At 45.2% G+C, this 18,641-nt stretch carries 16 protein-coding genes and 31 tRNA genes; 43 read left to right on the forward strand and 4 right to left on the reverse strand.

The features are described 5' to 3' along the window. The first annotated feature begins 38 nt into the window (after nt 1-38). The 5 genes from QUA34_RS12580 to QUA34_RS12600 all read left to right on the forward strand — a co-directional run bounded on the left by QUA34_RS12580 (nt 39) and on the right by QUA34_RS12600 (nt 2,114). Nucleotides 39-359 (forward strand): hypothetical protein, encoded by a 321-nt coding sequence (locus tag QUA34_RS12580; protein WP_333386994.1) that lies wholly within the window; start codon nt 39-41, stop codon nt 357-359. Nucleotides 360-380: 21 nt separating this feature from the next. Beyond that, complete coding sequence (locus tag QUA34_RS12585) at nt 381-728, forward strand: hypothetical protein (protein ID WP_333327920.1); 348 nt, start codon at nt 381-383, stop codon at nt 726-728. Then, nucleotides 728-1,174, forward strand: coding sequence for a hypothetical protein (locus QUA34_RS12590; RefSeq protein WP_333327923.1), 447 nt, complete (start codon nt 728-730; stop codon nt 1,172-1,174). Before QUA34_RS12585 ends, QUA34_RS12590 begins: the two co-directional genes overlap by 1 nt. Before the next feature lie 303 nt (nt 1,175-1,477). Beyond that, the gene (locus QUA34_RS12595) at nt 1,478-1,699 is read left to right on the forward strand and encodes a hypothetical protein (RefSeq protein ID WP_333203042.1); all 222 of its coding nucleotides are present in this window, start codon (nt 1,478-1,480) and stop codon (nt 1,697-1,699) included. Then, nucleotides 1,692-2,114 carry an aspartyl protease family protein gene (locus QUA34_RS12600; RefSeq protein WP_333327927.1) on the forward strand — a complete coding sequence of 141 codons (423 nt, stop codon included), beginning with the start codon at nt 1,692-1,694 and terminating at the stop codon, nt 2,112-2,114. The genes QUA34_RS12595 and QUA34_RS12600 overlap by 8 nt, the downstream gene beginning before the upstream one ends. 408 nt (nt 2,115-2,522) lie before the next feature. Here QUA34_RS12600 and QUA34_RS12605 read toward each other — a convergent pair whose 3' ends face one another. From QUA34_RS12605 to petM, 3 genes are all read right to left on the reverse strand, one after another. Beyond that, complete coding sequence (locus QUA34_RS12605; protein ID WP_333386997.1) at nt 2,523-3,440, reverse strand: NAD(+) kinase; 918 nt, start codon at nt 3,438-3,440, stop codon at nt 2,523-2,525. 1 nt (nt 3,441) lies between these two features. Continuing rightward, nucleotides 3,442-4,419: an NmrA family NAD(P)-binding protein gene (locus QUA34_RS12610; protein WP_333386999.1), complete on the reverse strand. Its 978-nt coding sequence runs from the start codon at nt 4,417-4,419 to the stop codon at nt 3,442-3,444. Between the two features lie 196 nt (nt 4,420-4,615). Then, nucleotides 4,616-4,750 (reverse strand): cytochrome b6-f complex subunit PetM, encoded by a 135-nt coding sequence (petM, locus tag QUA34_RS12615; protein WP_445242817.1) that lies wholly within the window; start codon nt 4,748-4,750, stop codon nt 4,616-4,618. A 40-nt stretch (nt 4,751-4,790) separates the two neighbouring features. Here petM and pdxA point away from each other — a divergent pair, with 40 nt between their 5' ends. Together pdxA and QUA34_RS12625 are read left to right on the forward strand one after the other, a co-directional pair. Further along, nucleotides 4,791-5,888: a 4-hydroxythreonine-4-phosphate dehydrogenase PdxA gene (gene pdxA, locus QUA34_RS12620; RefSeq protein WP_333387001.1), complete on the forward strand. Its 1,098-nt coding sequence runs from the start codon at nt 4,791-4,793 to the stop codon at nt 5,886-5,888. 120 nt (nt 5,889-6,008) lie between these two features. Next, nucleotides 6,009-9,620 carry an OmpA family protein gene (locus tag QUA34_RS12625; protein WP_333387003.1) on the forward strand — a complete coding sequence of 1,204 codons (3,612 nt, stop codon included), beginning with the start codon at nt 6,009-6,011 and terminating at the stop codon, nt 9,618-9,620. Between the two features lie 119 nt (nt 9,621-9,739). On the opposite strand, the gene QUA34_RS12630 is transcribed toward QUA34_RS12625, so the two are convergent. After that, entirely contained in the window at nt 9,740-10,561 is an 822-nt protein-coding gene (locus tag QUA34_RS12630; RefSeq protein WP_333327938.1) for a biotin--[acetyl-CoA-carboxylase] ligase, read from the reverse strand. Nucleotides 10,562-11,056: 495 nt separating this feature from the next. Between QUA34_RS12630 and QUA34_RS12635 the strand changes: the two genes are divergently transcribed. From QUA34_RS12635 to QUA34_RS12810, 36 genes are all read left to right on the forward strand, one after another. Next, nucleotides 11,057-11,130, forward strand: a tRNA-Asp gene (locus tag QUA34_RS12635). A gap of 132 nt (nt 11,131-11,262) precedes the next feature. Further along, nucleotides 11,263-11,337, forward strand: a tRNA-Glu gene (locus QUA34_RS12640). Continuing rightward, a tRNA-Cys gene (locus tag QUA34_RS12645) sits at nt 11,338-11,411 on the forward strand. 102 nt (nt 11,412-11,513) lie between these two features. Then, nucleotides 11,514-11,588, forward strand: a tRNA-Met gene (locus tag QUA34_RS12650). Nucleotides 11,589-11,591: 3 nt separating this feature from the next. Beyond that, nucleotides 11,592-11,666: transfer RNA gene (locus QUA34_RS12655), tRNA-Trp, on the forward strand. Nucleotides 11,667-11,672: 6 nt separating this feature from the next. Next, a tRNA-Glu gene (locus QUA34_RS12660) sits at nt 11,673-11,746 on the forward strand. Between the two features lie 5 nt (nt 11,747-11,751). Continuing rightward, nucleotides 11,752-11,826, forward strand: a tRNA-Lys gene (locus QUA34_RS12665). 13 nt (nt 11,827-11,839) lie between these two features. Next, a tRNA-Tyr gene (locus tag QUA34_RS12670) sits at nt 11,840-11,921 on the forward strand. 34 nt (nt 11,922-11,955) lie between these two features. Continuing rightward, nucleotides 11,956-12,029 (forward strand) — tRNA-Tyr (locus QUA34_RS12675). A 4-nt stretch (nt 12,030-12,033) separates the two neighbouring features. Next, nucleotides 12,034-12,120, forward strand: a tRNA-Ser gene (locus QUA34_RS12680). 4 nt (nt 12,121-12,124) lie between these two features. Then, nucleotides 12,125-12,197 (forward strand) — tRNA-Phe (locus QUA34_RS12685). A gap of 6 nt (nt 12,198-12,203) precedes the next feature. Continuing rightward, a tRNA-Asn gene (locus QUA34_RS12690) sits at nt 12,204-12,278 on the forward strand. Nucleotides 12,279-12,288: 10 nt separating this feature from the next. After that, a tRNA-Gln gene (locus QUA34_RS12695) sits at nt 12,289-12,363 on the forward strand. A gap of 5 nt (nt 12,364-12,368) precedes the next feature. After that, nucleotides 12,369-12,442 (forward strand) — tRNA-Gln (locus QUA34_RS12700). A gap of 29 nt (nt 12,443-12,471) precedes the next feature. Then, nucleotides 12,472-12,548: transfer RNA gene (locus tag QUA34_RS12705), tRNA-Leu, on the forward strand. 23 nt (nt 12,549-12,571) lie between these two features. Then, nucleotides 12,572-12,652: transfer RNA gene (locus QUA34_RS12710), tRNA-Leu, on the forward strand. A gap of 4 nt (nt 12,653-12,656) precedes the next feature. After that, nucleotides 12,657-12,729: transfer RNA gene (locus tag QUA34_RS12715), tRNA-Pro, on the forward strand. A 4-nt stretch (nt 12,730-12,733) separates the two neighbouring features. Further along, a tRNA-Leu gene (locus tag QUA34_RS12720) sits at nt 12,734-12,809 on the forward strand. Between the two features lie 51 nt (nt 12,810-12,860). After that, a tRNA-Leu gene (locus tag QUA34_RS12725) sits at nt 12,861-12,934 on the forward strand. Between the two features lie 95 nt (nt 12,935-13,029). Next, nucleotides 13,030-13,101, forward strand: a tRNA-Thr gene (locus QUA34_RS12730). 6 nt (nt 13,102-13,107) lie between these two features. After that, a tRNA-Thr gene (locus tag QUA34_RS12735) sits at nt 13,108-13,184 on the forward strand. Between the two features lie 5 nt (nt 13,185-13,189). After that, nucleotides 13,190-13,260 (forward strand) — tRNA-Gly (locus QUA34_RS12740). Between the two features lie 136 nt (nt 13,261-13,396). Continuing rightward, nucleotides 13,397-13,467: transfer RNA gene (locus tag QUA34_RS12745), tRNA-Val, on the forward strand. A gap of 6 nt (nt 13,468-13,473) precedes the next feature. After that, a tRNA-Arg gene (locus QUA34_RS12750) sits at nt 13,474-13,546 on the forward strand. Nucleotides 13,547-13,879: 333 nt separating this feature from the next. Continuing rightward, nucleotides 13,880-13,953, forward strand: a tRNA-Arg gene (locus tag QUA34_RS12755). 6 nt (nt 13,954-13,959) lie between these two features. Beyond that, nucleotides 13,960-14,036, forward strand: a tRNA-Ala gene (locus QUA34_RS12760). A 54-nt stretch (nt 14,037-14,090) separates the two neighbouring features. Continuing rightward, nucleotides 14,091-14,163: transfer RNA gene (locus QUA34_RS12765), tRNA-Ala, on the forward strand. A gap of 6 nt (nt 14,164-14,169) precedes the next feature. Further along, nucleotides 14,170-14,244: transfer RNA gene (locus QUA34_RS12770), tRNA-His, on the forward strand. A gap of 4 nt (nt 14,245-14,248) precedes the next feature. After that, nucleotides 14,249-14,331 (forward strand) — tRNA-Ser (locus tag QUA34_RS12775). 124 nt (nt 14,332-14,455) lie between these two features. Then, the gene (locus QUA34_RS12780) at nt 14,456-14,674 is read left to right on the forward strand and encodes a hypothetical protein (RefSeq protein WP_333327941.1); all 219 of its coding nucleotides are present in this window, start codon (nt 14,456-14,458) and stop codon (nt 14,672-14,674) included. A 28-nt stretch (nt 14,675-14,702) separates the two neighbouring features. Next, nucleotides 14,703-15,278, forward strand: a complete 576-nt coding sequence (locus QUA34_RS12785) for a dihydrofolate reductase family protein (protein WP_333327944.1) — start codon at nt 14,703-14,705, stop codon at nt 15,276-15,278. Between the two features lie 197 nt (nt 15,279-15,475). Next, nucleotides 15,476-15,549, forward strand: a tRNA-Lys gene (locus QUA34_RS12790). A 189-nt stretch (nt 15,550-15,738) separates the two neighbouring features. Further along, on the forward strand, nt 15,739-16,701 hold the full coding sequence (locus QUA34_RS12795; RefSeq protein ID WP_333327947.1) for a GNAT family N-acetyltransferase: 963 nt from the start codon (nt 15,739-15,741) through the stop codon (nt 16,699-16,701). Between the two features lie 628 nt (nt 16,702-17,329). Beyond that, on the forward strand, nt 17,330-17,530 hold the full coding sequence (locus QUA34_RS12800; RefSeq protein WP_333327953.1) for a hypothetical protein: 201 nt from the start codon (nt 17,330-17,332) through the stop codon (nt 17,528-17,530). Nucleotides 17,531-17,740: 210 nt separating this feature from the next. Continuing rightward, nucleotides 17,741-17,812 (forward strand) — tRNA-OTHER (locus QUA34_RS12805). Between the two features lie 303 nt (nt 17,813-18,115). Next, nucleotides 18,116-18,577 carry a hypothetical protein gene (locus QUA34_RS12810; protein ID WP_333327956.1) on the forward strand — a complete coding sequence of 154 codons (462 nt, stop codon included), beginning with the start codon at nt 18,116-18,118 and terminating at the stop codon, nt 18,575-18,577. Nucleotides 18,578-18,641: the final 64 nt, after the last annotated feature.

Here is an 18,641-nt window from a genome sequence, read left to right on the forward strand (position 1 = left end):
GATTTTAAATCACCCTAACCTTCCTTCAGTCTTGTCTTATGGTACTCTGGCTGCTTAAAAACTGTCCGGAGTATTGTTGTAAGTTAGATGCAAAAGACAAGGGGAAGGTTGTAGATGCCAACTTCAAGTCCATGCTAAGAGACTTGATGGATCAATTCGGCATGAAGCCTGGAATTGATTACGAGGACAACTTACGCCCTAATGAGCCAGGAGCAGATTTCGTTATCTACAGTAAAGAAGCAAATAACTTAATCAAAGATCTACTTGCAGGAAACATCACAGTTGTTAGAGAGCATACAAGGGTTTATAAATCCGGAAAAACTGTGATAATCGATGCTCATTATAGAAGACTCCGTTAGAACACTCAGAGGTAATCATTCATGAAATCTGAAGTATTTAAGGTTGGTAGTTACGTTTGGGAGTGTAAATCCTCCTATACCGATCCTGGTGGAGCAATTGATGTAACTTATCTTAGGGCAGAAATTGCAGATATTGAGAATAGATGGCTGTATGAAGGAAAGCCAAGCGGTTATTATTATGTTTTTCCTGTGAACCTGATCAGCAATGAAGCAAGGCGGGAACTAGACAAACTCAAAAACTCCTACAGAGGTGACGTTGATATTGACTTTTACGATCGTGTCGATATGCAAAAGCTGATTCAGAAACTGGAAAAAATTCGTGATATGCAGTCACTCGTAGATTATATTAAAGCAGTGTGGATGGGCTAATGTCTCAAAAACTACAATTCTGGCAAACAAAAATTTTCTCTGAAGAAGTTACACAAGGTTTTACATATGAAAGTTTGTATGAGGCTCTTAAGAGCCTTTTAAGAGGAACTGAGATCCACTCATCTGAGTATGTCGAAAATTACTTTGAGAAAGTTCAGCTTAATTACCTTCGGATTAACTTAGCTCAGCTTGAAAAAATAGTTCCAGAGGATACCAAGAATCTTAAATATGTACTCTTTGATCCTAAAAAAACTACTTTTTTTATGATGGATCATCAGATATGGAGCGGTATTCAGACGCTTACTGAATCTTTTATCAGGGATACAATAAACGAAGAAAAACAAGAATTAGAGGAAAAACTGAAGAAAACTACTGGGATAGCTAAAGACTACGACTGTCTCTCTAATCTTTTTGAGAAGAAGCTTTTGTTTGTAGCTATCTTTTAGTCTTAGATAGAAATGAACTGCTCCTAATATGGTCGTTATTTTACTGGGAGATTGAGCCGTATAACAATTCGCTTGGAGCGGACTGACAGAAGGTTTGGATAGATTGCGAGAGTTATTTGCAGCCGCTCAAGCGAACCGTTATCTCGTAAACACTGCCTGACCTTGGAGATGATTCGGAAGCTCGATCGAGAGCTTGACCTACAGAAAATTGGTAGAATAAATAGACACGCTTCGATCGCGCACCCATTCAACAAGCTAGTAGATCCAATCTTTTCGCCAAACCTCAAACGAGGAGATTCTCAAATGCCATTGGCTGAACTAATGTCACAGATCCAGGAACTTTCAAAAATTGACAAGCTTCGGCTGATGCAGTTTCTGGCAACAGAACTGGTCAAAGAAGAAGATGCAACAAACTTTTTTGTTGCCGATCGAGAGTATCCGGTCTGGTCGCCTTACAATTGCTCTGAGGCTGCCAACGTTTTAATGAATCTTCTGACGACAAAACAACAAGAACAGAATGATTGACGCTCAGAGATTTCCCTACAAAATCATTGACAGCAGTCTTGGCATGGTTGATCGAATGCCGTATCTGCCATTGACACTCAGCCTGAACGGTCAATCCTTGAACGCTGAGGGCTTACTAGATACAGGCGCAAGCGTTAATGTTTTGCCCTACGAGTTAGGGCTAGAACTGGGCTTAGTCTGGGAAAATGAGACACTCTCAGTCGTATTGGCTGGGAATTTGGCTCGATTTGAAGCCCGCGCAGTCGTTGTTAATGCTCGAGTTAGTTCATTCCCAAGGCTTAACCTGGCATTTGCCTGGACAAAAGCAACCAATGTACCTTTGATTTTGGGGCAAGCTAATTTCTTCTTCGAGTTTGATGTCTGTTTCTTCCGGGCACGTTCAGAATTTGAAATCCGTCCTAAGCAGAGTGAATAGAAATGAAGACACTCCAACTATACCGTTATCTCGTAAACGCAGCCTGACTTTGGAGATGATTAGGAAGCTCGATCGAGAATAAAGAATTCCGATGGATAAATATCGCCCTACATTAAGCTGTTCTGCCTTTAAATTGTATGGCAAAAAAATCAAAGTCTTGTGGGGTGGGCGTCCCGCCCGCCCTGAATATACAATTTAAATGTCGCCCTACATTACCAACACTAATTGCTGCTTTATTCTACAATTTATCAACAGATCAAAAAATCAAAATCCCTTCAATCGGTGAAAAACGGGAACGGGAATTGCGGTCTCCTACAGCTAGGACTTGATATGAAATCTACGAGCAAGGCAACTGGTTGAGCCAACAATCCCCGTACCTTAATAGTCGGGGAGTGTCAACAACAACTATCATGGCAACTCAACCGAACTCGGTTTAGCAATGTGAGGCAAGCCCCAGCCCAATTTTTCCCGCAAAATGTGGAAAAACTCAAAAGATTGCACCCGAATAAAGCGGGCTGGGTACTGAGCTCGCTCGACTTGCACCCAATCTTCAGGCAGAACATAACATCCGCCGTTACCGTCTACCACCATTACCAGGCGGGTGGGACTCGCCGGCAAAATCTTGACCGGCTCGGTGTTGGAAAACACCAAAGCCCGCGAAGCCATTGAATGCGGGCAAATAGGCAGCAACTGCAACACCGGCACTCCGGGAATGATGACAGGGCCACCGGCAGAAAGGGCGTAAGCTGTCGATCCTGTGGGAGTTGCGATGATGACTCCATCAGCAGCAATGTCAATAGAGGCGTGCTGGCCGATCGCCACTTCAAAATGACACATACAAGTCAGCGGTTCCCGGTGCAGCACCATTTCATTGAGACAAAGGGCTTCCCAGAGGCAGTCGTTTTCTCGAAACAGCCGCACCGCCAGCATTGATCTTTCTTCTATTTCGTATTCTCCGGCGATTACCTTTTCCAAAGCTTGCGGCAGCAAGTTCAGGTAAGTTTCTGTTAAAAAGCCCATGTGACCGGTATTGACAGTCAGCAGCGGCACTCCAATCGGAGCGACTTGGCGAAATGCCGACAGCACCGTACCGTCGCCGCCCAAAACCACTGCAAACTCCATGTCGCTGTCAAAACCGGGGGGGACGAGTTGTTCGATCTGAGTGTGGCACAGGGGGCGATCGGGGCTAGAATAGCCCAGAATTCCTCCCGAACCAGAAACCGAGCAAACCTCCCAGCCGCGGGCAGTCAGCTTGTCTTCCAACTCTGCGGCGATGCGACAAGCCACAGGTTTAACGTCGTTGTATATAATCCCAGCTTTCGGCACTTTAAAATGTAAAGGGCATTTTTTGTTTACTCCGTTTTTTAGTCTTAAGCTGCTCGTACTCTATTTCCTTGAGCTTCTTCATAATCAGATTAAAGTATTCTTCCAGATAAGACTCCAAAGTAGTAGTTTCTTTAGGGTCGATTCCGAAGACACTGTAAACGTCATCCATCGGAGCTTTCAAGGGTTTTCCGGCTGCCAAAACTTCTGAAAAAGCCAATCTGTCAGCTACGTTCCAACTCCACTGAAAGAAGGTAGCTAATTTACGAGTAGCCTGCAACAAGACATCTGGGGTGCGCGTAATTTTGGCTTCCTTCCCTGACAGCCGTTCGCACAACCGCACGATTTCGTCAGCATCCCAAGCGCGATTTCCCACCACCGGAAAGCTTTTTTTCTCGGTTTCATGAACGGAAAGGGCCCGGACGGCAAATTTAGCAACGTCCTGAGTGTTCATGTAGGCAAGGGCGGATGGCTTGTTGGGCAGCCAGACTGCCTGATTGTCCAAAATCGGCATTGCATACAGGCTCAGCAGTCCTTGCAAAAAGCCGCAAGGTCTCAAGATTGTGTAGTCTAGACCGGATTCTGCTAAGAACAATTCGGTACAGCGCTTGATTTCCAACAAGGGGACTTGGGGATATTTCTCCGCGTCGAGAAAGGAAAAGAATATGTAACGCTTGATGCCTGCTGCTGCTGCTGCTTGGATCAGCGATACTTTTCCGTCCCAGTCTACTCTTTTGATGCTGACAGAATCGGCTGCACTGGCTGTTGCTGCATCGATAATAGCAGTGACGCCTTCTAGGGCCGGAGGCAGACTGTCTGGCTGGCAAAGGTTCCCCGGTACGAGTTCAGCGCCCCATTCTTTCAAAAATGCAGCTTTTCTGTAACTTCTGACTAAACAGCGCACCTGGTAGCCCTCGTCTAGGGCGCGGCGGGCTATCTGGCGGCCGAGAGTGCCGGTGGCACCTAAAATCAATAAAGTCATCTAGGGATTAATTATGAATCTTAAACTTTCAATAAGATGGTATCAGGTTTTTGTTAAGTTTTTTATATAAACTTAACAAAAACCTGAAATTTTCTCATTTTAGGCTTGAGATATTCGCCAGAAGGCTTGCTTTTGGCAGCAAGTAGACTCTAGAAGGCAGAAGGTAGAAGGCTTCTGAAGGATTGTTGAAAAAAACTTATTCTTCGCCGCCTTGCAATTTGAGCAGGAGGAAGCCTCCACCTATACCCACGAAAATTAGGGAAAAGGACAAAAAGGCTGCATTGAAAATTTCAGGATTCATGATTATATATGTCCAATTGGGCGATCGCATTAAATAAACATAATATAATTTGGGGCAACCAGGTACATGAATGCTAAAATTTCAGTGCCGAAATTCCTGTATTTTGTTGGAGAAAACTGCCTTGAGTCTCGATCGGGAATCAAAACTAGCTGTAACTCTGGGAGATCCGGCGGGAATTGGCCCGGAAGTGATTCTCAAGGCATTGGCCGATCCTGCTGCTGGTTTGAGGGTAACGGTTATAGGTTCTAGGATAGTTTTGCAGCAAACTTACGATAAGTTGCGATCGAGCAATCCAGCAGCAGAAGCGGCAAATCCCGAAACATTAAACATTATTGATATCGAACCAGACAGCAAGTGGGGCGAAATTGTCCCCGGTGTCGGGAGTGCCGCTAGCGGGGCGGCTAGCTTTGCTTACATGGAAAGTGCGATCGCCCGTACCATCGCCGGCGAATTCTCCGCCATCGTGACAGGCCCGATTTCCAAAACTTGCTGGCAGGCGGCAGGTTACAATTATCCCGGACAAACAGAACTTCTCGCAGAAAGGGCAAAATCGCAGCGATTCGGAATGCTGTTTGCCGCCACATCTCCACACAGTGGCTGGACGTTGGTAACTTTACTCGCTACCACACATATTTCACTCCGTCAAGTCCCCGATGCTTTGACTCCAGAATTACTGAGTGAAAAACTAGAATTACTGATAAACTGTTTGCGGGAAGATTTTGGGCTAGAAAGACCGAAAATTGCGATTTCTGGCTTAAATCCTCACAGCGGCGAAAATGGCAAACTGGGAAATGAAGAGCAAGACTGGATGATACCTTGGTTGGAAACGCAGCGCGATCGCTTTCCTCAAGTGCAGTTAGACGGGCCAGTCCCCCCTGATACCCTGTGGGTAAAACCGGCTAAAGTTTGGTACGGTTTAGCCAAGGAAGCTCACGACGGTTACTTGGCAATGTACCACGACCAGGGGTTGATTCCAGTAAAATTGATGGCTTTCGATAAAGCAGTCAACACTACAATTGGCTTGCCTTTTGTCCGCACATCTCCGGATCACGGCACAGCTTTTGATATTGTAGGTCAAGGGATTGCGGATGCCTCCAGCATGAAGGCAGCATTGCAGTTGGCGGCTCAGTTGGCTAGTCGCAGAACAGCAGTTAAAATAAGGCGATAGCTTTAGTACGCCTGACGCTTGGAACAATTGTGTCATTCCTATTGATTTTCGCTGGGGTGAGGCGGCAAGCAAGCTGGTAATTTCCTTCGGTCGATTAAAATCAACTTTTGGTAGCGCAGTATGGCAGCATCTAATGATAATTCAGGCAAAATATATCAGTCAGAAAAAGAGGTTTCTGATGCAACTCTGGCAAATTCTAAAGCTGGAGAGCAACTTCAGGAATTGCTAACCATACTGACTGAATTCCAGTTATTAAAGAAATCAAAAAAAGAACCAAGCGAGCTGAAGTTACCCCTTTCGGAAAAGTCTGTGCAGCGGTTGGAGGATGAGGAAAATCGACGCCAACAATTGTCTTTTCGGATCGAATCACCGAGTATTGTGCCGGAAGTATTAACTAACGAGGAAGAGATCCCATCTCAAAGACGAGAAAACAATAATCAGGAACCCGATTTATCTATTGCCGGGAAGGTAGCCAAAAATAATCGGCAGTCGGAGGAAGAATTAGAACAAGCAGTAGAGCAGTTTAAACAGTTGCAACAACTGCTGTTTGAAAGGGATTTACCGGAATTTTACAGTAATGTTTTGAGCGTGGAACAAAGGTTGGAAAATTTTGAGAATCTGATGTCTCAACCAGAAGAGTTGATGGTTTTACTGAAACCGTTAATTCCTGAGTTAGTGAGAGAAGAAATAGAGGAGTTGAAGTCTGAATTAAAAAAGGCGATCGAACTCGCGAGCAATAATAACATTAATCCGATCGAGTTGGAGGCAAAATTAGCAGATTGGGAAAATCAAATTGCTAACTTGAACCAGCAGCCACTGCCGAATACAGAACAGTTAATGCAACGGCTGATGCCGGTGGTGGGCGATCTGCTCAACCGTAAGGTAGAGGAGTCTAAGTTAGAGGTAGCTTCGGCGATCGCACCGAGAGTCAATCAAGTAATTCACAATCAAAACGGACTTGAAGAACAGGTAGTAAGAATTGAAGATAGAATTGCGAATATTCAGCAGCGTTACCAGCAGCAACCTGAAGATTTAATTAAGCAGCTAGTACCAGTAGTTAGCGATTTGCTGAACCGCAAAATTAGTGAATTAAAATTAGAGGTTGTAGAAGCTGTTGCTCCCTCAGTACAGGTAAGAATAGCTTGGGTAGAAATAGAAGAAAAAGTATTGAGCCTCATCGAGAGCCGATTGGCTACGCAACAGTCGCCAACTCAGAAGCCAGAAGAGATAATGGCGATGCTAATGCCGGCAATAACTGATTTGCTGAATCAGAAAATCGATGAATCAAAATTACAAGTAGCAGCGACGATCCAACCTTTGATAGAATCAGCAATTCTTCAAAGGGAAGTTCAAGGAAAATTGAGCGACGTAGAAAGTAGACTAAATAATCTTCAGCGACAGCAAAAAACGCAGCCGGAAGATATAATGGCAAGGTTAATGCCGTTAATGATTGAGTCGCTGAACCGGAAAATCGAGGAAACCAAGTTAGAGGTGAGAGAGGCGATCGCACCCGGTGTCAACACGGCTCTTCAAAACAGCGGTATTGCAGCGCAAATATTAAATAATGAAACTAAGATTGTCGAAGTTCAGCAGCAAGTTTTAGCCGAGATAGAAGGGTTGATGGCAAGAATAATGCCAGTGATTGTAGAAATGCTGTCTCGAAACATCGGGGAAGCAAAGCTAGAGATAGAATCTGCGATCGCCCCGGCTGTCGATGCCATCATTCAGAATAAAAGGATCGATCAAAGACTCGCGAAGATCGAACAACAGATTGTGGCGATCGAACACCGGATTTATGAATCGACAGACTTGTTTACCGATTTACTGAAACCTTTGATTGACGAGCTGATGGTTAGCCATCACGCCCAACTGCAAAAGTCTGTCATCGAATCTATTTTACCATTGTTAGATGAAGTTGTAAGTTATAATTACAGACTCAACGATAAAGTAGGGGAACTCGATCGTAAAATTACTGATGCGGAATGGGGAGGCGATCGGGAAGAATTAATCGCCCGAATTAAAATCATGTTTCCCGAAATGATGCTCCAAACAATTAATGAGTCGAGAAAATCATTTGTCGAAACCATAAGTCCGATAATTGATGAAATAATTAATACGAAAACCAGAGAAAATAGACAATCGATGGGAGTAGCCATATCGTCGGCCCTTCCTGTGGGAATCAGCCACAAAATGAGTGAATCGCCCGATGAAATTGCAATGGCGATCGCGCCAGAAATGGCCGCCGCTATCAAACAGCAAATTCATCTCAAGCGAGAAGCAATGTCGGATGCACTTTATCCGATCATCGGCAGCACGATTTTAAAATACATCGCCGAGAGGATGCGGAAAATCAATGAAAAACTCGAAGCCACTTTAAGTCCAGAGGTAATTAGTCGCAAAATTAAAGCCAAATTAGAGGGTATTTCTGAAGCAGAATTGCTCCTGAAAGAAACCACACCGCTGAGTGTTAAAGCTGTGTTGTTAATTCAAGCAAAATCGGGATTAGTAATTTCCGCAGTGCAGAAGTCTGAACGCGAACAGCTAGAATCAGACATAGTAGCAGGGATGCTGACTGCTATTCGGGCTGTTGTCAACGATTGTATATCTCAGTCGGGAAATATTGCAGAAATTGATGCTATCGAATACGGCTCATCTACGATCGTATTGGAAGTAGCGGATCAGTGTTGTCTAGCAGTAGTGATGCAAGGAGAAGCCCGCCAGTGGTTTAAGTATAAAATGCGATCGATATTCAACAATATTGTTCAAGAATACGGAGATCAAATTCGGTCATTTAACGGCGATCCAGCAACTGTACCACCCGAAGTAAACTCGAAATTGCAAAAATTAATCGATACAGAGGTAAAAGTTAAATCTCGTAAACGTCCAATTTTACCCATGATCGGTTTGGCAGCGTTAGGTTTAATTGGCGTACCTTGGGGAATTCATCAATACCGCAGCAGAGTTGAAGCCAGCTTAGAAGCAGATACGAATTTAGCATTACAATCTGCTCCAGAGTTATCGGTTTATCGTATCGCGGCAGATGTTAAAGATAAATTATTGGAGATTTCGGGCCGAGTGCCAAATCAAAATCTGCGATTGAAAGCGGAAAAAATCGCTCAGCAAGTGGCTCCACAATCAAGAATTGAAAATAAAATTATAGCCGTTGAAGTACCTCCTGATCCGGTTTTAGTAGAAGCCGATGTCAAGCGGACGGCAGCTCTTTTGAATAAAGTAGAAAGCATTAATATCTCAGCTCGCTATGCAGAGGGAAAAGTCGCCGTTGCAGGCAGCGTAAGCAAAGTGCCAGATGCTCAGAAAATCACTCAAGCTTTTGAGAAAATTCCGGGGGTGAAGTCTGTAACAAATACAGTGATAATAGGAACTCCACCGCCGCCAAAGATAATAATGCCAGTTCGCGTGTATTTCGGTGCAGGCTCGGCAAGTTTGGAGGCGAAAGACGTAGCACAAAAGCTTAGTAAAGTCAAGGAATATATGGAGAAAAATCGCACGAAGAATTTAAGGATAGTGGGCTACAGCGATTTTAAAAGCACTCCGGTAGAAAATCAAAAGTTGGCACTGGAAAGGGCGACAAATGTGAAAAATATTTTGGTTAGACAAGGGATAAATGGCAACAGAATACAAGTTGCTTCTACTAAGGGTCGTCCCGAAGGTGTGGAGGCAAATCAACCGCTGTGGCTGAGCAGATTGGTAGTATTTGAGGTGATCAATTAAAATTGGGAATTGGGAATTGTTGACTGTTGACTGTTGACTGTTGACTGTTGACTGTTGACGGTGTTGAGTGATGACAACTGCCCACTGACAACTGACAACTGCCCACTGACAACTGCCTCTTAAATTAATCTAACTCGCCCGGAGGTAAAGGCTTGTATTCGATCGCCCGCCAAGCATACTAACAAGCGGCCGCATCCATCAATGCCGGCGGCTTCTCCGCAGATGGTTTCCGACGCAAGTTCGATCGCCACCGGGCAGCCAATCAACCCATCGCGGCGGCGCAATTCCGGCAAAAGTAGCGCTAAACCGGACTTGGAGGCTGGCTTGTCTGTTGTAGAAAACATATCGGCTAGTTCTAGTAAATAGTGCCGCAGTCGATCGACCAAACACAGTTCATCTGGTACTGTACTAGCAATAGAATGCAAGCTTACCGCATTGCCCAGATCCCTTTCATCCAATCCCGCAGCCGCGAAATCTACGCAGCGGTTGAGTCCAATTCCCACAACGGCGCGAGTTTTACCAAACACATTGCCGGAAGTAGCTTCGCAGAGAATTCCCGCTAATTTGTGGCGATCGATCCAGACATCGTTTGGCCATTTCAGGCGCAGCATATCGCGACAGTCGGGAACCAAATCTTCGATCGCGTAAATCACGGCTAAACCCGCTGCTAAACTGAGCCCTGGCAACAGAGTGGGGTTGAGGTTGTCGAGTACAAAACTAACAGTTAAGACACCGGTTGGGGCGTGCCAGGTGCGCCCGTGTTGGCCACGCCCGCTGGTTTGTCGCTTGGTAAATACTGCATCTCCGTGGTGGAGTTGGGCCGCGCGGGCGATCGCCCAACTGTTGGTACTCGGACAGGTATCTAACGAGTGTAGCCAGTCACGGATGTTTGGGCGATCGGCTGCCAATGCGGGCACGGGAGTTAAGGGCAATTCAGACAACGTTTGATTTGTAGTATTTGATATCTAAAAGCTGATTATCGCATTTTCCAGAAGTGCCACCTCGCGCGACGGCGAGAATTCAGAGAAATTGGAGTGTCGTACGGTTTCAGCATCAGATTTACCTTACGCCACAACATCACTTTAACAGTAAAAATGTTGATATATAAGGACTTTGGGGGTCGCAGAGGGTTGGTTGGAGCGATCGACACCCCTTTAAAAAACCCAATTTAAAAAAAAGTTGTATTACCCCCTTGACAGTCTTGTAATACACAATGTAGTATAAATATATGACGAAGGGGAAAGAGATTCAAAGCCTTACCCCACAACCAATATGAACCTTGACAACTGAATAGGAAGTTAATCGTGTCACATAATTGTGGACATTGGCGGTGTAGACTCCGGCAACAAAAGCCCGATCTGGTTGTAGTACGCGGAATCAACCGCCACCCCGTCCCAACTTGAGTAATTCAAGGACAGAATATTGTTCATTTTCGCGGGGGTATAGCTCAATCGGTCAGAGCAGTCGCCTGTCGAGCGAAAGGTTGCGAGTTCAAGTCTCGTTACTCCCGTCAGTCGATTTTAGATTTTAGATTTTAGATTTTAGATTTACTCCACAGGAGAAGAATCTGGGAACTGGAACTTTGGTCTAAAATCCACACCTCCTGTCGGAAAGCAAGTATCCGTTTTTCGGCGGGGGTCAAAGTCCCGTAGGCAAAAGTCAAGCCGTCTCCCCCTCAAGGAGAAGATTGCGAGTGCAAACCTCGTCGGGACTCCCAGGTTAGGTGGCCGAGTGGTTGAAGGCGTCGGTCTGCAAAACCGATTTTCGCGGGTTCAAATCCCGCCCTAACCTCTGTTCCCAATCAGAAATTAAAAAATAGAAATTAAAAGATTAAACTAACAGTCTTTTAATTGAAATTTTTAACTTTGAAAAGGAACGAAGCGAAAGTGACATTGCAGCGTAGCTTAATAACAAAGCGCCAAGTTCATACCTTGGTCAATGCGGGTGCAAATCCCGCCGCTGCGACCACAAGCAGGGATGGTGTAACTGGCAACACTCTGGTCTCCAAAACCAGCATTCTGAGTTCAAATCTCAGTTCCTGTGCCAATTTATAGTGCTGTAGGCAAATGGTTTAAGCCGCTTGGTTTTCACCCAAGTGATTGCGGGTTCAACTCCCGTCAGCACTTCTCGTGGGTCGTTGGCAGAATGGTTTTGCAGCCGCCTTTTAAGCGGATGGATCGAGGTTCAATTCCTCGACGACCTACCAAAAATCCTATCTTGGGTCGGCCCTCCTATTGGCGTGGGTAGCTGTCTGTAAAACAGTAGCTTAAAGCGTTGCTGGTTCAATTCCAGCCCGACCCATTTGTAACTGCATTTAATCCGCAGTTGCAATCTTGAGAACGTGGTGTAGCCGGATAACATCTCAGTTAATAAAACTGAAGATTGAGGGTTCAAATCCCTCCGTTCTCGCTATGGAGAGGTGGCCGAGTGGCTTAAGGCGCTTTCCTGCTAAGAAAGAGCGGTTTAACAGCCGTCGAGGGTTCAAATCCCTCCTTCTCCGTTTTCCCCCGATAGCTCAGTTGGTAGAGCGCTTGTCTGAAGAACAAGAGGTCGTCAGTTCGATACTGACTTGGGGGATTGCGTTGCCTTATAGCTCAATGGTAGAGCAAGCGGTTGTTAACCGCTAGGTTGTAGGTTCGAGTCCTACTGGGGCAGCCATTTTTTCAATTGCCGAGTGGACGAAAGGCAAGTCGCATCGCTCTGAACGATGAGGTTGCAGGTTCAACCCCTGCCTCGGCATCCAATTATTGGGAAGTCGCCTAATTGGTAGGGCACCGCTCTTTGAAAGCGGCAAAATGCAGGTTCGATCCCTGCCTTCCCAGTTCTGCTATTACCAAAGCAGATCAATTACACTCCTGTAGCCCAATTGGCAGAGGCCGCAATTTCAAAAATTGTGTTGTGTGAGTTCAACTCTCACCAGGAGTACCAAATTTTTAACTAAGTTTCTACTTGCTCCTGTGGCGGAATTGGCAGACGCGGCAGACTTAAAATCTGTTTTATTTTGAGTGTGAGTTCGAGTCTCACTAGGAGCATCAACGGGATGTAATTCAGCGGCCAGAAGCCATGCTTTGGGAGCATGGAGTCGTTGGTTCAAATCCAACCATCCCGACTTTACCCCTGTGATGTAATTGGAAAACATCACTCGCTCAGAACGAGTGTTTTTTGCAGGTTCGAGTCCTGTCAGGGGTATGAGGTTTTATTCAATCTAAAATCTCAAATCTCAAATCTCAAATCGGTTTTGCCCCTGTAGCCCAATCGGTAGAGGCGCTAGATTTAGGATCTAGTTAGTGCTGGTTCGATGCCAGTCAGGGGTATTTGGTGACATCGCGGGTGAAGTAGCCTGGGTAGGCTTGGAGGTCTCATAAGCCTCTTAATAGCAGGTTCAACTCCTGCCCCCGCCACCAAAAATGCAGGTGTGATGTAATTGGCAACATGAGGCTCTTGTAAAGCTTTTTTGCCAGTTCAAATCTCGCCATCTGCTTGGCGTGCTGGTGTAGCTCAATTAGGCAGAGCAACTGATTTGTAATCAGTCGGTTGTAGGTTCAATTCCTATCACCAGCCCCACAATTGCGGATATGGTGTAACGGTAGCATTCGAGTCTTCCAAACTCTAGGCACGAGTTCGAGCCTCGTTATCCGCTTGGCTAAACGAGAGGTTTTTTTAATCCAAAATCTCAAATTTCCAATCTAAAATCGGTTTGCGGGTGTGATGTAAAGGCTAGCATCTGAGTATGCCATTCTCAGCGCATGGGTTCGAGTCCCATCATCCGCTTTTGTAGTCCTGAGCTTCGATGGTAGAGCGTTTGCCTTACAAGCAGACGCGGGGTAATCTCCTGTCAGGACTACCAATTTATGGGAGTGTAGCTCAATGGATAGAGCGCCGTGCTTCGGACGCGGATGTTGTGGGTTCAAGTCCTACCACTCTCGTTGTTTTTGCTTTAATTTAAGGAGGTTGATTCCATTGAATGGATAATTTTTTATATTAAGAGCGATCGCCCTTTGCGTGCCCCAATCTTTGGAGCCTACATACTTTAGTACGAGAGGAAAGGTAACGCTGTCAAAATCAGCGGGCGTTTGAGAACGAGGAGTGCATTGAACCCGGCAGGTTGGCTTAAAGGTAGCCATCCTTTAAAGAGTGTGTAATAACTCATCGGCGGAGTCCCTCTAGTAACTGAGAAAACGCAATGCTCTGATAACTTGCACGTCAAAGTGCGTGAAGCGCAGCTATCCCCTAGGGAATCGCGCATTAACAAAAAACATGGGAGTGTAACTCAACTGGATAGAGTGTCGAGCTTCTACCTCGAATGTTGTGGGTTCAAGTCCTACCACTCCTGCTGAATGGGTTCGTAGCTTAATTGGTAAAGCATCTAACTGGCTGTTAGAAAGATATCGGTTCAAATCCGATCGCAATCCACCACACCAATTTTAGATTTTAGATTTTAGATTTACTCCACAGGTGAATCTTTGACGCGGGGTCATAGCTCAATTGGTAGAGCGCTTGCTTTGCACGCAAGAGGCCAGGAGTTCGATTCTCCTTGACTCCACTTCCGGTGTCTGAAGTCGAAGCGGTCGAGACGCTAGCCCGTGAAGCTAGTTATTAGCGGGTTCAAGCCCCGTCGGACACCCCTTGGAAGATGCCGCTAAATGGTTGGCAACCAGTCTTGAAAACTGGGGTACAGGTAACTGTAAGGGTTCGATTCCTTCATCTTCCTTTTAACCACCGGAAGTCGAAAAGCGAGACACCGTGCTGATAACGCGGGGATAGGAGGGGCAGTACCTCCTCGGTGGATTGGTTTATAATAAGTCTAAATTTTCTAGTTATTCAACATAGAAGCCATGAGCATTCAAGCTCTCAAATTAGAATTGATTCAGTGGATTTTGTTATTAAAGGATATTCAAATTTTAAACGAAATCCAAAAACTGAAAGAAACGTCACCTCAAATGACTGCTGTTTTCAAACCCCGTAAATTTGGCTGTGCTCAAGGAATTTTTACTTACGTTGCGGATGATTTTGATGAAACACCTCCTGGTTTTTACGAGGTAAATTTGTTGTAATATCAAATTATCAAAATGAACGTGAAACATGATGAGAAAACTAAAATATTACGTTGCTTGCACCGTTGACGGGTTTATTGCTCGCGAAGATGGCTCATTTGATTGTTTTCCTATGCAAGGAGAGCATTTTGCTGATTTGTTCGATTCCTTTCCTGAGACTATTCCGGCTCACCTTCAGGAAGCACTAGGCATTCGTGCAGAGAACAAGCAGTTTGATGCGGTTTTGATGGGACGCAAAACCTATGAGGTAGGACTAAATGTGGGTGTAACTAATCCTTATCCCAGCTTGAAGCAGTATGTCTTTTCGCGCACTATGGAAGCCAGTCCCGATGAGAATATTCAACTTGTTTCGGACAATCCTGTCGCATTGGTTCAGGAATTGAAAAAAGAAATGGGTAAAGACATCTGGCTCTGCGGTGGTGGGGCTTTAGCGGCAACTCTTTTTTCTGAGATTGACGAGATGATTGTGAAGTTGAATCCGGTAGTAATCGGAGCGGGAATTCCTCTTTTTTTCGGTGCAATCGAGCCGACCAATTTGGAAGTTGCCGATCGCAAAATCTACAGCAACGGTTTCATGTTGCTTCATTATCGAGTGAAGCATTAGCGATAAGGACTTTATTAGTTGCAATTACTGCGGGCAAAAAAGGACTGAAGTCCTTACTACAAAATGATTTTCTAGGAATTACACAAAAATTGTATGCGGTATTTTCTCGATTTCAATGTTGATTCAGACCGATCGCCACAAATTTTTACAAAAATAGTTGAATTTTCAGAACAGTTGTGTTATAGTAGCCTAGATGCGGGAGTATAGCTCAGTTGGTTAGAGCAGGTGACTCTTAATCTCAAGGTCGAAGGTTCAAGTCCTTCTACTCCCATCCCAAATCCTAAACCTGAATTTATCGAAACTCACGTTTACAGTCAACTGCTGTAGCGGTTCGATGCGTCGGGGTTTTTGCGTGGTCGGATTTTTAATGCCGATCGACCATTGGGGCGAGTCGATCGATAAAAGTGCGATCGCCCAAGCTATTTTTAAACTGAATAACGACAGGAAATGGTGATTAGCTATGATGGCAAGTCTCTCGGCGCGCTGCTATGGGGGCGATCGCGATTTAGATGCGATCGCCCATTTAATCAATATTTGCGAAGAAGTCGATCGGCTCGATGAAGGCACTTCCATCTCGGAATTACAACAAGAATTTAACCAACCGTCCCTAGATGTAGCGCGCGATATCCGCCTTTGGGAAGATGCGGAAGGAAAATTAATCGGTTTTGCTCAGTTGTCGGTTTCTGAGCCTGGGGAAGTCATTGACGGTTGGCTGTGGTTTCGCGTCCACCCCGACGTGCGATCCGGCGATGTGGAAGCAGCCGCGATCGCCTGGGGTGAAGTGCGGATGCGCGAGGTGTCTGCGATGCGGGGCGGGCGCGTGAAACTGCGAACCTACGCTCGCGCTGAGGATTGCGATCGCATTTCATTGCTGACAAGTAATGGTTTCCAGGCTGATCGCTATTTTTACCGAATGGCGCGATCGCTCTCGGAACCGATCCCAGAACCGCAATTCCCACAAGGTTTTGCCCTCATTCAGTTCCCCGGCGAAGAGGATGCGGAAGCTTGGGTAGAAATGTTCAACCAGTCATTTATCGATCACTGGAATCATCACGATTTAACGGTAGATAAATTTAAGCACCAGTTAGCTAAACCCGATCACAGAAATGATTTAGACTTGATTGCTGTTGCTGATGACGGCACATTTGTCAGTTTTTGTTACTGCGAGATTAGTGTGCAAGAGTGCGATCGTACCGGGCGCAATGAAGGCTGGATTGCCTGTCTCGGCACTAGGCGCGGCTTCCGCAAAATTGGATTGGGACGAGCAATGTTGCTCGCTGGTTTGCATCGACTCAAAGCTGCCGGTGTCGCCACTGCTATTCTCGGCGTTGATGCTGAAAATTCATCAGGTGCATTGCGGCTTTACGAGTCTGCTGGCTTCCACAATATTCGCGACAGCATTTCTTATGTTAAGGATGTTTGATCGATGTTACAGCGGGCGATCGCACTTTGACCCAAGAAACCGGGTTTTTTACCGAATCTGCGGGTTGCAACGAAATATTTTCCTGAAAAAACCAGGTTTCTAGCCACTCGTGTAAGTTTTATCTAAAAAACTTTTGCTACCCCCTTGACACCTATGTAGTATACACGTAGTATATAAATATGGCAAGTGCAGGACAAGCAAAAACCTGTATTTTTCGTGCAAATTCTGAACCTTGACAACTAAATATTGCTCAAAATTTCAACGAACATCAATTTGAAAGTCTTGTAATATAAACTCGATTGTCATGTTGTTACTTTATACGAAACTGTTCGGTTACAAACTGACTCGGCCAGAGTCAGATGTTGTACGAAATCAGTCTAATTTCAACGAATTTCCTGCGGATTCAGAACAGACAAGCTCTGCCAGATTTCAATCAAGCAAAAAGGCTGAGGAAATCCGCAATATCAAACAAGCTTATCATTTAGAACGGCGCTTCTTTTAGTAAAGATTATCAGATGTCGTGAATCTTTACCGATACTGGCAGTTTGCTAAGTCTCACAAAAAGCCAAATTCGAGAGCAGATAAGCTACCAATCCACAATCCAAAATTGCTCTAGGAGGTATCGGTAATGGTTCACATTCGTTTTGAAGGACGTTCCTATGACGTGGCAGAAGACCAACTGGGTATCGCGGCAGGAATGAGCGACAAGGCTATTAAGGAACGTCTGGCCAATCATTTTGATGTCAAGGGATCTCGCTTCGAGTCTTACGTGCTCGATCGCCGTCCCAGCGGTGATTTAATTGTGCGCCCAGAAGCTGTTTACGGCTAGAAATTCACTTAAAGCACCTATTAGACAGCGCACCCCAACTAAAGAAGCTTACAAACTGGAAACGTTCGACTTAAAATCGAATTGTAGGTTCAATTCCTACTTACCGCGAGGCTAAAGCTTCTCTGACTTGTGCGCTGCCTTTTATAGCTGAATTTTTTATATCTATCCGGTGCTTAAAAGTTCCACTTCGCGCCCCAACAAAGGAAGCTTACGTACTAGCTCATTGGTAGAGCATTTCTCTTTAAAGAAAAGGTCGCGGGTTCAACTCCTGCGTATGTGCCAACGGCTTTCTTAACTTGCGCGAAGTGACTTTATCTACAAAAAAAAAAGAATGAGCAATTTAGAATAATCACAAGTCAAAACTTTCTAGTTTAGAGATTAGAAAAATTTTGTTCCGCACCCTAACGAGTGAAGCGAATACACACATTCTAATCGATTGGTCGCAGGTTCAAATCCTGCCAGCCCCGTTTAAGGGGCTGTAGCTCAGGGGTAGAGCCATCGCACTGTCAAAACGCTTTGCTAACTTGTGCGGAACATCTCATATTTATAAATATTAGATGTAAAAGTGGTGAGGAGAATTAAATTATGAAAAATACAACTCTAATTTACCGACCGCCCAGCGAGATAGACAGTCTGATTCACGCTTTCCAAGAAGGCAGCCTGCCACGAAGTCAATGGACTCACGAAGCGCATTTAACCGTTGCCCTTTGGTATTTGTGTTATGACTCGGAGCAAGAAGCGATAAATGCGGTGCGGAATGGCATTAAACGTTACAACTCCGTTCAGGGAATTGAGACTACAAAAGATGGCGGATATCACGAAACCCTAACGCTGTTTTGGGTGCGAACTATTCGCCGGTATCTCGCCGATGAAAGCCGGAATCGATCGATGGTAAATCTTGCTAACGGTTTGATTGCAAAATATGCCGATCGCACTTTACCATTTCGCTACTACACGCGCGATCGGCTGATGTCTTGGGAAGCTCGAAATAACTGGGTTGAACCAGATTTGAGAGCGATCGAATTAGAAACAGTTTCCCTGAAATAGTTAATTTCAAATCGCAGTTTTTGCCGCGCCCCAATCGCGAGAGCTTACATACAGACCCTATTAG

It is taken from the genome of Microcoleus sp. POL10_C6 (assembly GCF_036701585.1).
GTDB lineage: Bacteria > Cyanobacteriota > Cyanobacteriia > Cyanobacteriales > Microcoleaceae > Microcoleus.

What these genes read in the sequence shown, in the direction of transcription:
- QUA34_RS12610 (WP_333386999.1), bottom strand. Translation starts at nt 4,419, where the DNA reads ATGACTTTATTGATTTTAGGTGCCACCGGCACTCTCGGCCGCCAGATA.
- QUA34_RS12600 (WP_333327927.1), top strand. Translation starts at nt 1,692, where the DNA reads ATGATTGACGCTCAGAGATTTCCCTACAAAATCATTGACAGCAGTCTT.
- pdxA (WP_333387001.1), top strand. Translation starts at nt 4,791, where the DNA reads ATGCTAAAATTTCAGTGCCGAAATTCCTGTATTTTGTTGGAGAAAACT.
- QUA34_RS12795 (WP_333327947.1), top strand. Translation starts at nt 15,739, where the DNA reads ATGATGGCAAGTCTCTCGGCGCGCTGCTATGGGGGCGATCGCGATTTA.
- QUA34_RS12585 (WP_333327920.1), top strand. Translation starts at nt 381, where the DNA reads ATGAAATCTGAAGTATTTAAGGTTGGTAGTTACGTTTGGGAGTGTAAA.
- QUA34_RS12590 (WP_333327923.1), top strand. Translation starts at nt 728, where the DNA reads ATGTCTCAAAAACTACAATTCTGGCAAACAAAAATTTTCTCTGAAGAA.
- QUA34_RS12580 (WP_333386994.1), top strand. Translation starts at nt 39, where the DNA reads ATGGTACTCTGGCTGCTTAAAAACTGTCCGGAGTATTGTTGTAAGTTA.
- QUA34_RS12625 (WP_333387003.1), top strand. Translation starts at nt 6,009, where the DNA reads ATGGCAGCATCTAATGATAATTCAGGCAAAATATATCAGTCAGAAAAA.
- QUA34_RS12780 (WP_333327941.1), top strand. Translation starts at nt 14,456, where the DNA reads ATGAGCATTCAAGCTCTCAAATTAGAATTGATTCAGTGGATTTTGTTA.
- QUA34_RS12595 (WP_333203042.1), top strand. Translation starts at nt 1,478, where the DNA reads ATGCCATTGGCTGAACTAATGTCACAGATCCAGGAACTTTCAAAAATT.
- petM (WP_445242817.1), bottom strand. Translation starts at nt 4,750, where the DNA reads ATGCGATCGCCCAATTGGACATATATAATCATGAATCCTGAAATTTTC.
- QUA34_RS12785 (WP_333327944.1), top strand. Translation starts at nt 14,703, where the DNA reads ATGATGAGAAAACTAAAATATTACGTTGCTTGCACCGTTGACGGGTTT.
- QUA34_RS12810 (WP_333327956.1), top strand. Translation starts at nt 18,116, where the DNA reads ATGAAAAATACAACTCTAATTTACCGACCGCCCAGCGAGATAGACAGT.
- QUA34_RS12800 (WP_333327953.1), top strand. Translation starts at nt 17,330, where the DNA reads ATGGTTCACATTCGTTTTGAAGGACGTTCCTATGACGTGGCAGAAGAC.